Source organism: Streptomyces polyasparticus (assembly GCF_014493765.1).
Lineage (GTDB): Bacteria > Actinomycetota > Actinomycetes > Streptomycetales > Streptomycetaceae > Streptomyces > Streptomyces polyasparticus.
On sequence record NZ_JACTVJ010000025.1, the window covers coordinates 45,525 to 59,104 of the forward strand.

A 13,580-nucleotide genomic window follows, 5' to 3' on the forward strand; every position below is an offset into this window, starting at 1 on the left:
CTTGCATCAGGGTGCGGAGGCGAGTTCGCCCCCGATACCCGTCTCGTTGCCGTCGGCGTCATGGAAGACCCACTTGCAGACGTTGCCGTGCTGCTCCTTGTCCACCGGGCGCAGCCCGCGCTCGGCGATCCGTGCCACCTCGGATGCCGGGTCGTCCACCCAGATCATGCCGACACCGCCGCCGACGCGGGCGGCGTCCTCGATGACGTAGACATAGCGGTCCTCGGCCAGCTGCCACACGGCTTCGACCTCGTTGGGGAAGAACGCCGGGTCCTTGCCGAAGAGCTTGGTGTACCACTCCACCGCGCTCTTGCAGTCGCTGACAGGGATGCCCGCGAAGATTCCCACGGCCACGATCGGCTCCTCTCTGCCGCGCCGGACGGGTGCCGGCGTGCCGGAAGGACGGACTCCGTCCGGCGGAAGGGCAGACTCCGTCCGGCGGCGAAAGTCATCGGGAGCACCCGTGGGACACGGCGCGCCGTGCCGCGTGGTGCGCTTGACACGGAAATCGAACATCCATTCTCATTGATGTCCTGGCCTCTCTGCAGGCCCGTGATTCCGGGGTTTGCACGGGATTTCAGCGGGGGTGCTCCGCGATTCGCGCGGAGTTATCCACAGGCTGGACGGGCGTCGGGGCGGATTGTCAGTGGCAGGCGATAGCGTCTTTGACGTGAAGCGATCGACTCAAGCAAATCGGGTGGAACCCATGGCAGGAACCGACCGCGAGAAGGCGCTGGACGCCGCGCTCGCACAGATTGAACGCCAATTCGGCAAGGGCGCAGTGATGCGCATGGGCGAGCGGCCGAACGAGCCCATCGAGGTCATCCCCACCGGGTCGACCGCACTCGACGTCGCGCTCGGCGTCGGCGGCATTCCCCGTGGCCGCGTGGTGGAGGTGTACGGGCCGGAGTCCTCCGGTAAGACCACGCTGACCCTGCACGCGGTGGCCAATGCCCAGCGCGCCGGCGGCCAGGTGGCCTTCGTGGACGCCGAGCACGCGCTCGACCCGGAGTACGCCAAGAAGCTCGGCGTCGACATCGACAACCTCATCCTGTCCCAGCCGGACAATGGTGAGCAGGCCCTCGAGATCGTCGACATGCTGGTCCGCTCCGGCGCCCTCGACCTGATCGTCATCGACTCCGTGGCGGCGCTCGTGCCGCGTGCGGAGATCGAGGGCGAGATGGGCGACAGCCACGTGGGTCTGCAGGCCCGTCTGATGTCCCAGGCGCTGCGCAAGATCACCAGCGCGCTCAACCAGTCCAAGACCACCGCGATCTTCATCAACCAGCTCCGCGAGAAGATCGGCGTGATGTTCGGCTCGCCGGAGACCACGACCGGTGGCCGCGCGCTGAAGTTCTACGCCTCGGTGCGCATGGACATCCGCCGTATCGAGACCCTCAAGGACGGCACGGACGCGGTGGGCAACCGCACCCGCGTGAAGGTCGTCAAGAACAAGGTCGCGCCGCCCTTCAAGCAGGCCGAGTTCGACATCCTCTACGGCCAGGGCATCTCCCGCGAGGGCGGCCTGATCGACATGGGTGTGGAGCACGGCTTCGTGCGCAAGGCCGGTGCCTGGTACACGTACGAGGGCGACCAGCTCGGCCAGGGCAAGGAGAACGCCCGTAACTTCCTGAAGGACAACCCCGATCTCGCCAATGAGATCGAGAAGAAGATCAAGGAGAAGCTCGGCGTCGGTGTGAAGCCGGCCCCGGAGGCCGAGCCCGGCGCGGACGCCGCCGGTCCGGCCGCGGCGGACGCCGACAAGGACGCGGCTGCCAAGACCGTTCCGGCCCCGGCCGCCAAGGCCAAGGCGACCAAGGCCGCGGCGGCCAAGAGCTGATCCGTGGTACGTCGCACCGAGTGGCCCGAGGAGACGGGGGACTCCGGCCTCGGGCCGTCCGAGCCACGGGGACGCGGGCGCCGTGGGCGCCGGCGTGGGTTCGGCGAACAGGACAGCGGTTCCCCCGCTCCGTCGAGGGCCGGGGAGGGGGAGCCGCGTGCGTGGCGAGCCGGTGGGCCGGACGGGGACGGTGCGCCGGATCAGGGCGGTGAGCCGGATCGGGACGGTGAGTCGCGCGCGCCGCGTCGGCCGGAGCGGGAGACCGACCCGGCCGAGCGCGCTCGGAACATCTGTCTGCGCCTGCTGACCGGCACCCCGCGCACTCGTAAGCAGCTCGCCGACGCCCTGCGCAAGAAGGAGATCCCCGACGAGGTCGCGGAGGAAGTGCTCTCCCGCTTCGAGGAAGTCGGGCTGATCAATGACTCGGCGTTCGCCGACGCCTGGGTGGAGTCACGGCACCACGGCCGTGGGCTCGCCCGGCGTGCCCTGGCGAGGGAGCTGCGTACGCGCGGGGTCGACTCCATGACCATCGACGAGGCGGTAGGCCAGCTCGACTCCGACCAGGAGGAGGAGACGGCCCGCGAGCTCGTCGCCCGCAAGCTGCGGTCGACGCGGGGGCTCGACCGCGACAAGCGGCTGCGCCGGCTTGCCGGGATGCTCGCTCGCAAGGGGTACCCGGAGGGGATGGCGCTCAGGGTGGTGCGCAGGGCGCTTGAGGAAGAGGGGGAGGACGTGGAGGAGTTGGGGTTCGGGATGGAGTGAGGGGAAGCCGCAGCGGCAGCGGTGGGGTTAGCCCCCGGTGAGGACGGCAGAGGGCTCCAGTGTGTCGGGCGGGGTGCGCGCAGCACCCTGGAGGGGCAGTTCGGAGCGGTCCGAGCTCCCTCCCCGACAACCGAAAAGAGACCCTGCGTCATGCTGCTGCGCTACGCCCTCAGGACCGTCCGGCACCGCAAAGGTGGCTTCGTCGGAGCGTTTCTCGCGCTGATGTGTGCCGCCGCCCTGATCGCCGCCTGTGGCTCGCTGCTCGAGACCGGGCTGCGCGGAAAGATCGCGGCCGAGCGGTATGCGGGCGCCCCCGTGATCGTCTCCGCCGATCAGAATGTGCATCGGACCACGGTCAAGGAGAAGAAGGGCAAGACCAAGGTCAAGCACAAGGCCAAGCCCCTGGCCGAGCGGGCCTGGCTGCCCCGGGAGACGGCCGACGAGGTGCGGGCCGTCGACGGGGTGCGGCAGGTGATCCCCGAACTCTCCTTCCTCGCCCAGCCGTTGGGCACCTCCGCAGCGGCAAGCCCCCTCGGCCACGCCTGGTCCTCCGCCGCCCTCACTCCCTTCCGCCTCACCGACGGCAAGGCGCCCAAGGGCGCCACCGACCTGGTCGTCGACAGCGGATTCTCCGAGCGCGCGGGTCTCACCACCGGCGACCGGCTCACCGTGCAGTCCACGCAGACCCCGCGCACGTACCGCATCACCGGGATCGTCGCCCCAGCCCAGGGGCAGGACCTCAGGCACCAGAGCGCCCTCTTCTTCAGCGACGCGGAGGCCGAGCGTCTCGCCGCGCACCCCGGCAAGGTGACGGCCCTCGCCGTGATCCCCGAAGCCGGCGTGTCCGCTGACGAGTTGAGCGAGCGGCTGCGCGAGGCGCTCCCCGCACCCCAGGTGCAGGTCAGCACGGGTGAGGCCAAGGGCGCCGTCGAGTTCCTGGACGCCGCGGGCGCCCGCACCAAACTCGTCTCCATGGGCGGCGCGATGGGCGGCACCTCGCTGCTCGTCGCCGTGCTCGTGGTCGTCGGTACCTTCGCGCTCTCCGTGCAGCAGCGCCACCGCGAGCTCGCGCTGCTGCGCGCCATCGCCACCACCTCGAAGCAGGTACGTCAACTGCTGGCCCGCGAAGCCCTGTTGGTAGGCGCGCTCGCCGGCATCACCGGGGCCCTGTTCGGCCTGCCGCTCGGGGCGTGGCTGCAACATCGCTTCGTCGAGGCCGGCGCGATCCCCGCATCCCTGGAGCACACCGTCAGCGTCTTCCCGCTGTTCGCCGCCGTCGGCGCGACCCTGCTCGGAGCATGGGCCGCCGCCCGGATCTCCGGTCGCCGTATCGCCCGTATCCGCCCCGCCCAGGCCCTGTCGGAAGCGTCACTGGAGCCTGCGCGCCCCGCGTGGACCCGTATCGCCGCGGGAGTCGTCACGCTCGCCGGCGGCATCACCCTCGTCGCCGTGCTCAGCACCCTGCGCACCGAGCCGGCGTCGACTCCCGTGACCTTCCTGGCCGTTGTGGTCCTCGCCGTCGCCGTGGCGCTGCTCGGACCGCTGCTCGTCAAGGCGACGGCGTTCCTGCTGAAGCTCCCGCTGCGGATCACCGGCCACGGCGGAAAGCTCGCCACCGCCAATCTGCGCGGCAACTCCGCACGGATGGCCTCCGTGGTCACCCCGCTCGTCCTTCTGATCGGGATGACCTGCACGGTCCTGTTCGTCCAGTCCACGCTCGGCGACGCCGCCCGAGCCCAGGCCCGCGAAGGCGTACGGGCCGACTGGGTGCTCGCCGCGCAGGGTCCCGGCGTCCCGGCCGCAGCCGCGGACCGGATCCGCGCCTCGGGCGCCACCGCCACTGAGGTCGTACGGACCACGGTGCGCGTGGGCCTCGACAAGTACCAGACGCAGAGCGTCACCCCGGAAGGCCTCCTGCGCACCTGGGACCCCGAGGTCACGGCCGGCACGCTCAAGGGATTCGGCACCGGCACCGCGGCGATCAGTGAACTGGCCGCCGACCAGCTCGGATTGAAGCCCGGCAGCACCCTGAAGCTGACACTCGGCGACGGCACTCCCGCGACGGTCGAGGTCACCGCCGTCTACACACGGGGCCTCGGCTTCGGTGACATCACCCTCGCCCACGACCTGGTCGCCACCCACGTCGACAACCCCCTGTCCGCCACGGTCCTCGTCGCCTCCGACAAGCCGCGCCACCAACTGGCCGACGCGCTCGAGGACTTCCCCGGTACGCAGATCCTCGCGCCGGACGAGGCCGACCAGCTCCAGGCGCAGCGTCAGCAGGCAGGCGCCGAGGTGAACCTCCTCGCCATGGCCCTCGTCCTCGCCTTCACCGCGATCGCCGTGGTCAACACCCTGGTGATGTCGGTGTCGGAACGCGTCCGCGAGTTCGCCCAGCTGCGCCTGGCCGGCGCGACCCGCCACCAGGTGCTGCGGATGCTGCGGATCGAGGCGGTCTCGGTCCTGCTGCTCGCCACGGCACTCGGCAGCGGTATCGCGCTCGCCGTCCTCACGGCCTTCAGCGTCGGTATGACCGGCGCCGCCGCGCCTTCGGTGGCTCCGCTCCTGTACGTCACGGTCGTCTCCGCGGCCGCCGGGCTCGCCCTCATCGCGACCTCCCTGCCCGGCCGTTCGGCCTTGCGGGCCCGGCCGATCGAGGCGGCGCTGGCAAGGGACTAAGCGATCGGCTTGGTCACCGGATCCGGCACGGAATCCGCATCCACCACCGGCAGCCCCGCCGAGCGCCAGGCCTGGAAGCCGCCGATCAGATCCGTGGCCCGGTGCAGTCCCAGCTGCAGCAGGGACTGCACCGCCAGGCTCGACGCGTAACCCTCGTTGCAGAAGATCACAAGGCGTTGGTCATGGCTGGTGATCGCCGCCGCCCGATGGCTGCCCAGTGGGTCGAGGCGCCATTCGAGCTCATTGCGCTCGATCACGAGCGCGCCGGGGATCAGCCCGTCGCGCTCGCGCAGCTCCGCGTAGCGGGTGTCCACCAGGAGCAACTCGCCTGCCTGGAAACCCTCGTAGGCCTCCTGCGGTGAGATCCGGTCCAGACCGGCGCGGACCTGCTCCAAGCGCTCGTCGATCGATACGGGGGCGATCGATACGGGGGCGATTGATGCGGGGGCGATCGACGCGGGGGTGATCGATACAGGTCCGTTCGACACGGGGCGGCCGCTCACTGCCAGTCCTCCGGCTGCTCGACGTCTTCGAGGCGCAGGACCGGGCCGGTGCGGCTGTAGCGGCGGATCAGCGGCAGGGGCGGGTAGTAGGCGTGCACCGAGACGGCGTGCCGTTCGGCGGACTCGTTGAGCACCTCGTGGATGTGGTGCTGTCCAAACGCGCGGCCCTCGCCCGCCTCCAACTCCCGCTCCCTGTCCAGGTCTTCGGCCAGCTCCAGGGACTTCCAGGCGAAGGTCGGGATGCGGACGGCGAGCGAGTTCTCCTTGAGCGTGCCCGCCGCCGTGGCGAACGCGCCGACCGACTCGGCGTGGTCGTGCCAGCCCGTACCGGTGCCCGGCGGCCAGCCGATCAGCCAGGCTTCGCTGCCGCCGGGCCCTTCGAGCCGCAGCCAGGTGCGGCCCTCGGGGTCGAGCGGGAGCGAGGCGATCAGCTCGGCGTCGGCGGCGCTGCGCCGGACGAAATCGAGGAGTTGAGCAGGGGTGGGAGCTGCTGTGGCAGGGGGCGTCGGGGTGGCGGAAGGTGCGGACACGGATACCGTCCTGAAGGTTCGCTGGGATGCGCGTCGGACCCGCTTCGGGCGGGGAGCGCGAGGGAAGGGCGAATCAGCAGGATTCGGTACAGACGCAGCCTGCGTAGCGGACCAGGTCCAGATGGACCCTCCGCCACATCAGCACGCCACGTTCCGTCATGGGCGGAGTAGACCATGACGGAACGTGGCGGTCAATCGGCGTCCAGGACGCGGTCAGGCGGTCAATCTGCGTCCGCGGCCCGGATGGCGGGGCTTGCCCCCGTGGCAGCGGATGCGCCCCTGTCGTCCACCGACAAGCTCTCCTCGTCCCCTGCCGCCCGCCGCGCCCCCGACGGCGGCGCCGGCTTCCCGCCCCGCGCGGTGTCCGCCGCCGCGTACAGCTCGGCGGGCCGTACACCGCTCAGCGCTGTCACCAGATGCCCGTCGGGACGGATGAGCAGCACTGTGTGGGCCACCGCGCCGGGATAGCCCTCCGCGACGAGGAGTTCGGCCGGCAGAGGCAGCGCCGTGACGGCCGCCGCGAGCCGTGGCATCACCCCGGCCGTCAGCCAGTGCCGCCGGTCCCACACACCCGTGCCGGGCGCGACCAGGACCACGAGCAGCCGGCCGCGCCCGAGCCGGTCCCGCAGCCGCACCTCGGCGCCGTCCGGCGCGGTCACGGGCACATCCGCGATCGGCGCACCCGGCGCCGTGCCGACCGGAACCTCGGACTCCGAGGGCTCCTCGAGGGCGAGCGGCGACTTCTCGTACGAGGGGAGCGAGCCCAGCGGGCCCCGGCCCAGGTGTCCGTCGGTCAGGAGCGCGTCATGCCCGCGCGCCGTCCCCGGTACGTAAGCCCGCAGCCCTCCGCCGCCACGCAGTATCGGCAGCGCCTGGTCGGCGGCGCGCAGGCGGGCCGCGACCGCGCCGCGGCGCTCGGCCTGGTAGCTGTCGAGCAGCAGCTTCGACTCGCCGTGGTCGCGGCACAGCGCCAGCTTCCATGCGAGGTTGTCCGCGTCGCGCAGCCCTTCGTCCACGCCCTGGGTGCCGAGCGCGCCGAGCAGATGCGCCGCGTCCCCGGCGAGGAAGCAGCGGCCCACGCGCCAGCGCCGCGCCAGCCGGTGGTGCACGGTGTGCACGCCGGTGTCGAGTAGTTCGTACGGAGGCGTCGTACCGCACCAGTCGGCCAGCGTGTCCCGTACGAGGGAGACCAGGCGCTCGGGCGTGACCAGTTCGCTGCGGGCTGGCAGCAGCCAGTCGAGCCGCCACACGTCGCCCGGCAGCGGACGCGCGGTGATCTCGGCCGGGGCGCCGCGCCAGGGGGCCATCCGGTGCAGCAAGGCCTCACCGGGCCACGGCAGTTCGGCGCGCAGGGCCGCGACGGCGTGCCGTTCCACCGCCGTACGGCCGGGGAAGCGGACGTCGAGGAGCTTGCGCACGGTGGAGCGCGGGCCGTCGCAGCCGATCAGGTAACTGCCGCGCCACCAGGTGCCCTTGGGGCCCCGGGTGTGCGCGGTGACACCGCCCGCGTCCTGCTCGATGGAGTCGAGGCGGCTGTCGACGGCCACCTTGACCAGGCGTTCCTCGTCGGCGGCGGCGCGCAGGGCGGCGGTGAGGGTGTGCTGGGGCAGATGTGCGGGCCCTGGGGCGGCCTCGTCGAAGGCGACGTGGCGCAGCTCCTGCTTGCGGCGCAGGGAACGCCAGCCCGTCCACCGGCTGTCGCTCAGAGTGATCCCCGTGAGTCGTTCGACGAGGGCGGCTGTGTCCTCGCGGAGCACCAGAGTGCGGGCAGGGCGCTGCTCGTCCTTGCCGGGTCCCTCGTCCAGGACGACGGACGGGACGCCGTGCCGGGCCAGGGCCAGGGCCGACGTGAGGCCCACGGGCCCGGCGCCCACGATGATCACCGGGTCCACGGTGCGGCGCCTCCTGCCGTCTCGGTGCTGTACGACGTACGGGAGAGGGCAGTTGGCGCAGGGTGCACGATCACAGAACGTATGCAACCGACTGCATGCCTCCCGAGTCAAGCCGCGTTCCCGTCGGGTCCGGAACGCTTCCCTCCCGCGTCCTGGCCGTGTATGCGCCCAGGCGGTCACCGTGCAGACGCCCCGGCGGTCACGGTGTGACATCGGCCCTGGTGCTCACAGCGCGTGACCTGGCAGGATCGCGCGCATGCCGCTCACACTCCCGCGCCTCAGCAGGCGCCGCGCCTTCGAAGGCGCGGCTGCCGGGCTCGTGGTCTTCGGGCTCCTTCTGTGGTGGCTGCTGCCCCTGGGCGAGGATCTGCCCGACGGGAAGGTGGTCTTCAGCACCGGGGGAGCCTCGGGTGTGTACGAGGTCTACGGCAATGAGCTGAAGAAGGCCGTCGCGGACGACCTGCCCGATCTGGACATCGACCTGCGCGGCAGCCGTGGCTCCAAGGAGAACGTTCAGCGGGTCGCCACCGGCAAGGCCGACTTCACCATCGCGGCGGCCGACGCGGTGCGGCAGTACCAGCAGGACCAGGCTCCGGGCTGGGACCGGCTGCGCGGCTGTGTGCGTCTGTACGACGACTATGTGCACCTGGTCGTCCGTGACGATTCGCCCGTGACCACTGTCAAGGACCTCAAGGGCAAGCGGGTCGTGGTCGGTCCTGAGGGATCCGGTGTACGGATCATCGCCGAGCGTGTCCTTGCGGCGGCGGGCCTGGGGCTCGACGACATCGAGGCCGTGGACACGGCGTCGCAGGCGGCCGGTCCGTCGTTGACGACGAGGGATGTCGACGCGTTCTTCTGGTCCGGAGGGCTGACGACGCCGTTCGTGAAGGACCTCTCGACGAGGACCGACATCAGGCTCGTCGAGCTCGACGCGGCCTTGGTGGACAAGCTGCACCGCCAGGGCGGCCGGTCCAGCTACTACCGTGCGGCGACCGTGCCGGCCGATGCCTATCCGAAGGTGAAGAACAAGGCATCGGTGCAGACCATCGCGGTGGCCAACCTGCTGGTCACCACGGAACGTGCGGACACACGGGTCACGGAGTGGCTGACGCGGGTGGTGATAGACCACCGGGACGAGATCGGCCGTGAGGTCCATGCGGCCCAACTGGTGGACCTGCGCACGGCCGTGTACACGGATCCGCTGGAGCTGCACGAGGGCGCGCGGCGGTATTACCGCTCCGTCAAGCCCTGAGCCGCGGGTCGAGCCCTGAGCCGCGGGCTCAGGCACCCGCCGAGCGAGGCAGCGTCACCGTCACCCGCAAGCCGTGCGGCTCGTTCGGGCCGTAGGAGATCGTGCCGCCGTACGAGGTGAGCAGGGCCCGCGTGATGGAGAGGCCCAGGCCCGAACCCTTGATGTTCTGATGGCGGTTGCTGCGCCAGAAGCGGTCCCCGATCCGGGTCAGCTCCTCCTCGGTGAGGCCGGGGCCGCCGTCCGCGATCTCCACCGTCGTCTTGGCGCCGTTGGCCGCGACGGTCACCGTGACCTGCTCGCCCGAGGGCGTGAACTTCAGGGCGTTGTCGATCACCGCGTCGAGCGCGCTGGACAGTGTCACCGGGTCCGCCCAGGCCGTCGCCGCGCGCAGCCCTTCCGTACGCAGCTCCACGCCCTTGTCCTCGGCCAGCGGGCCCCAGGCCGCGACCCGCTCGGCGACCAGCTCGCCGATGTCCGTCAGCTCCGCCTCTATGCCCGCGTGCTCGGCCAGCGCGAGATCGAGCAGGTCGTCCAGAACCTGGGCGAGGCGCTTGCCCTCCGTACGGACCGAGGCGATCTCCTCGTTCCCCTCGGGCAGTTCGAGCGCGAGCAGTTCGATGCGCAGGAGCAGCGCGGCCAGCGGATTGCGCAACTGGTGCGAGGCGTCGGCCACGAACGCGCGCTGCTGCTCCAGGACGTCCTCGACGTTGTCCACCATCTCGTTGAACGAGCGGGCCAGACGGCGCAGTTCGGGCGGTCCGCCGGCCACCGCGACGCGGGACTTCAGACGGCCCGTCGCGATGTCGTGCGTGGTCGCGTCCAGATCCCGTACGGGACGGAGCACCCAGCCCGTCAGGCGCAGCGCCGCCCCTATCGCCAGGAGCATCGCCGCGGCCTCGCCGGCGCCGATGAGCAGCCAGCCGCGGGTGATCTCGGAGCGCATCCTGCCGGTGGGCGAGTCCGTGAGCACGACAGCGACGACATCGCCGTCGCGTACGACCGGAGTCGCCACGTACAGACGGCGCTTCTGCCAGGGCCAGATCTGCCGCGGGTCCTGGCTGCTGTGGCTGTAGAGCGCGTCCTCGAAGGCCTCACGTCCCTCGCCGTCCTCGGGCACGGACCAGTCGTGGGAGCGGACCATCACCTCCCGGTCGCGGTAGAAGACGCCCGCCCGGATTCCGTACACCTTGTAGTAGCGCTGAAGATCGTTGCGCAGCGTCTTCAGGCGTTCGCCCTCGTCGCCGGGCAGGGTCTCCGGCGGATCGGTGACGTACTGCGCAAGTCCCGCGAAACGGGCGGCATCCTCGATCCGGTCGACCACGACCTTCTGCTGCTGCGCCGCTGCCAGGCTCACCGCGAGCGGAAAGCCGAGGGCGAGCAGGATCGAGGCCATGAGCACGATGAGCAGGGGGAGCAGACGCGTACGCACGAAGGGGCCTCAGGCGACAGGCGATGCGGGGGCGACGAGCCGGTAGCCGACGCCGCGCACCGTCTCGATCAGCGCGGGCATCCGCAACTTGGAGCGCAGCGAGGCCACATGCACTTCGAGCGTGCGGCCCGTGCCCTCCCAGCTGGTCCGCCAGACCTCGCTGATGATCTGCTCGCGCCGGAAGACCACACCCGGGCGCTGGGCGAGCAGCGCGAGCAGGTCGAACTCCTTGCGCGTCAGCTGTACGTCCTCACCCGAGACGGTCACTCTGCGCGTGGGCAGCTCCACATGGACGTCGCCGAGCGTGATGCCCGTCTCGATCGGGCCGGTGGAGTCCTCCTGCGTCGTGCGCCGGCTGACCGCGTGGATACGGGCCAGCAACTCCCCTGTGTCGTACGGCTTCACGACATAGTCGTCGGCGCCGAGGTTCAGGCCGTGGATCCGGCTGCGGATGTCACCGCGGGCCGTCACCATGATCACGGGGGTCGAACTCCGCTTGCGGATCTTCCCGCAGACCTCGTACCCGTCCTGGTCGGGAAGTCCGAGATCGAGCAGAACGACCCCGAAGGGCGGTTTGTCCGTGGGGAGCAGCGCTCGCAGCGCCTCTTCGCCGTTGCGAGCGTGAACGACATCGAAGCCGTGCCGGGCGAGGACGGCGGACAGCGCGGCCGCCACGTGATCGTCGTCCTCGACGAGCAGCAGTCTCATCCTGTCCTCCTTCCGTTCACGCGGTCCTTATGTACTCAGGCAGTCACGCCGATGCACGGCGACGGCGTCAAGGCCGTTCTTGTTACGGGCGGGTTCCGTTATGCAGCCGGTACGCGGGGCGGGCGTCCCCTTCACGAGGAGTGTCCGGTTGCTGCCGGATCGTTATGCTCAATTTCCCCTCAGATGTAATGACGCTGGTCGTACGGCATTACTAAGGTCCTCCCAACCGAGGAGGACGGAGCAAGAACCCCCATGGCCGAAGTATCGGTGACCAAGGACGCCGCACCGGCGGCGGACGAACTGGTCGTGCTGAAGAACGTCAACAAGCACTTCGGCGCGTTGCATGTGCTCCAGGACATCGACCTGACCATCGCCCGTGGCGAGGTCGTCGTGGTGATCGGGCCCTCGGGCTCGGGCAAGTCGACGTTGTGCCGGGCGATCAACCGCCTGGAAGGCATCGACTCAGGGAGCATCACGCTCGACGGCAAGCCGCTGCCCGCCGAGGGCAAGGAGCTGGCCCGGCTGCGTGCCGACGTCGGCATGGTCTTCCAGTCCTTCAACCTCTTCGCGCACAAGACCGTGCTGGAGAACGTCACGCTGGGCCAGATCAAGGTCCGCAAGAAGTCGAAGGCCGAGGCCGAGGAGCGGGCCCGTGCCCTGCTCGACCGCGTCGGCGTCGGCACCCAGGCGGACAAGTACCCCGCCCAGCTCTCGGGCGGCCAGCAGCAGCGCGTTGCGATCGCACGCGCGCTGGCCATGGAGCCGAAGGTCATGCTCTTCGACGAGCCGACCTCCGCGCTGGACCCCGAGATGATCAACGAGGTGCTCGAGGTCATGCAGCAGCTCGCACGCGACGGCATGACCATGGTCGTCGTCACTCATGAGATGGGCTTCGCCCGCTCGGCCGCCAACCGCGTCGTCTTCATGGCGGATGGCCAGATCGTCGAGCAGGCGACCCCGGAGAAGTTCTTCACCGCGCCTCGCAGCGACCGGGCCAAGGACTTCCTGTCGAAGATCCTGCACCACTGAGCTCACGCCGACTGAGCTGCTGCAACTCACCGAAAAGCAAAGGATGTTCATCATGAAGTTCCGTAAGGCCGGTATCGCCGCCGCTTCCGTTCTGACCCTCGCCCTGACCGTCTCCGCCTGTGGCGACGGCGGCAAGAAGGACAAGGGCGACTCGGGCTCCACTGGTGGCAGCGACAAGGGCACCATCAAGATCGGCATCAAGTACGACCAGCCCGGCATCGGCCAGAAGACGCCGGACGGCTTCGCGGGCTTCGACGTCGATGTCGCCACCTTCGTGGCCAAGGAGCTCGGCTACGCCGAGGACAAGATCGAGTTCGTCGAGACCCCGAGCGCCGACCGCGAGACCGCGATCTCGCGCGGCGACGTCAAGTTCATCGCCGCCTCGTACTCGATCAACGACGAGCGTGAGCAGAAGGTGGACTTCGCCGGTCCGTACCTGCTCGCCCACCAGGACCTGCTGGTCGCCGCCGACTCGGACATCGCCGAGGGTACCGACCTCAACGGCAAGAACCTTTGCTCGGTGTCCGGTTCGACCTCCGCGCAGAACGTCAAGAAGACGATCGCGCCGAAGGCCAACCTGAAGGAGCTCAGCACCTACTCCGAGTGCATCGCGGGTCTGGCGTCCGGCAGTGTCGACGCCCTCACCACGGACGACTCGATCCTCGCCGGTTACGCCTCGCAGGAGCAGTACAAGGGCAAGTTCAAGCTCGCCGGTCTGAAGCTGAGCAACGAGAACTACGGCATCGGCCTCAAGGAAGGCGACACGAAGCTCAAGGACCAGATCAACAAGGCCCTCGAGAAGATGGTCGCCGACGGTGCCTGGGAAGAGGCCGTGAAGAAGAACTTCGGCCCGGCCGGCTACAAGAACGAGCCCGCCCCGAAGATCGGCGACATCGTCAAGTAACCCTTGACCAGCGGCCTTTGAGGAACTGACCGGCGTCTGCCGGACCCCGCGG

The 13,580-nt window shown here is 70.1% G+C and carries 12 protein-coding genes; 6 read left to right on the forward strand and 6 right to left on the reverse strand.

Going from position 1 to position 13,580, the window contains the following annotated elements:
• Positions 1–6: 6 nt before the first annotated feature.
• On the reverse strand, positions 7–354 hold the full coding sequence (locus tag H9Y04_RS37840) for a VOC family protein (RefSeq protein WP_214662034.1): 348 nt from the start codon (positions 352–354) through the stop codon (positions 7–9).
• 352 nt (positions 355–706) lie between these two features.
• On the opposite strand from H9Y04_RS37840, the gene recA reads away from it, so the two are divergent.
• The 3 genes from recA to H9Y04_RS37855 all read left to right on the forward strand — a co-directional run bounded on the left by recA (position 707) and on the right by H9Y04_RS37855 (position 5,281).
• The gene (gene recA, locus H9Y04_RS37845) at positions 707–1,840 is read left to right on the forward strand and encodes a recombinase RecA (RefSeq protein WP_187818744.1); all 1,134 of its coding nucleotides are present in this window, start codon (positions 707–709) and stop codon (positions 1,838–1,840) included.
• Between the two features lie 3 nt (positions 1,841–1,843).
• Complete coding sequence (gene recX / locus H9Y04_RS37850; protein ID WP_187818745.1) at positions 1,844–2,602, forward strand: recombination regulator RecX; 759 nt, start codon at positions 1,844–1,846, stop codon at positions 2,600–2,602.
• Positions 2,603–2,752: 150 nt separating this feature from the next.
• Positions 2,753–5,281, forward strand: a complete 2,529-nt coding sequence (locus tag H9Y04_RS37855; protein ID WP_187818746.1) for an FtsX-like permease family protein — start codon at positions 2,753–2,755, stop codon at positions 5,279–5,281.
• On the opposite strand, the gene H9Y04_RS37860 is transcribed toward H9Y04_RS37855, so the two are convergent.
• From H9Y04_RS37860 to H9Y04_RS37870, 3 genes are all read right to left on the reverse strand, one after another.
• Positions 5,278–5,748, reverse strand: a complete 471-nt coding sequence (locus H9Y04_RS37860; protein ID WP_438818205.1) for a rhodanese-like domain-containing protein — start codon at positions 5,746–5,748, stop codon at positions 5,278–5,280. The two genes, H9Y04_RS37855 and H9Y04_RS37860, sit on opposite strands and share 4 nt — an antisense overlap.
• 32 nt (positions 5,749–5,780) lie before the next feature.
• Positions 5,781–6,314: a cupin domain-containing protein gene (locus H9Y04_RS37865; protein WP_187818747.1), complete on the reverse strand. Its 534-nt coding sequence runs from the start codon at positions 6,312–6,314 to the stop codon at positions 5,781–5,783.
• 221 nt (positions 6,315–6,535) lie between these two features.
• On the reverse strand, positions 6,536–8,206 hold the full coding sequence (locus tag H9Y04_RS37870; RefSeq protein ID WP_187818748.1) for an FAD-dependent monooxygenase: 1,671 nt from the start codon (positions 8,204–8,206) through the stop codon (positions 6,536–6,538).
• A 256-nt stretch (positions 8,207–8,462) separates the two neighbouring features.
• Here H9Y04_RS37870 and H9Y04_RS37875 point away from each other — a divergent pair, with 256 nt between their 5' ends.
• Positions 8,463–9,458: a TAXI family TRAP transporter solute-binding subunit gene (locus H9Y04_RS37875; protein ID WP_187818749.1), complete on the forward strand. Its 996-nt coding sequence runs from the start codon at positions 8,463–8,465 to the stop codon at positions 9,456–9,458.
• 28 nt (positions 9,459–9,486) lie between these two features.
• Here H9Y04_RS37875 and H9Y04_RS37880 read toward each other — a convergent pair whose 3' ends face one another.
• A complete protein-coding gene (locus tag H9Y04_RS37880; RefSeq protein WP_187818750.1) occupies positions 9,487–10,887 on the reverse strand; it encodes a sensor histidine kinase in 1,401 nt (466 codons plus the stop codon).
• 9 nt (positions 10,888–10,896) lie between these two features.
• Positions 10,897–11,595, reverse strand: a complete 699-nt coding sequence (locus H9Y04_RS37885; protein ID WP_187818751.1) for a response regulator transcription factor — start codon at positions 11,593–11,595, stop codon at positions 10,897–10,899.
• Positions 11,596–11,847: 252 nt separating this feature from the next.
• Between H9Y04_RS37885 and H9Y04_RS37890 the strand changes: the two genes are divergently transcribed.
• Both H9Y04_RS37890 and H9Y04_RS37895 read left to right on the forward strand, forming a co-directional pair.
• A complete protein-coding gene (locus H9Y04_RS37890) occupies positions 11,848–12,624 on the forward strand; it encodes an amino acid ABC transporter ATP-binding protein (RefSeq protein ID WP_187818752.1) in 777 nt (258 codons plus the stop codon).
• A gap of 52 nt (positions 12,625–12,676) precedes the next feature.
• Complete coding sequence (locus H9Y04_RS37895; protein ID WP_187818753.1) at positions 12,677–13,528, forward strand: glutamate ABC transporter substrate-binding protein; 852 nt, start codon at positions 12,677–12,679, stop codon at positions 13,526–13,528.
• The last annotated feature ends 52 nt before the right edge of the window (positions 13,529–13,580 follow it).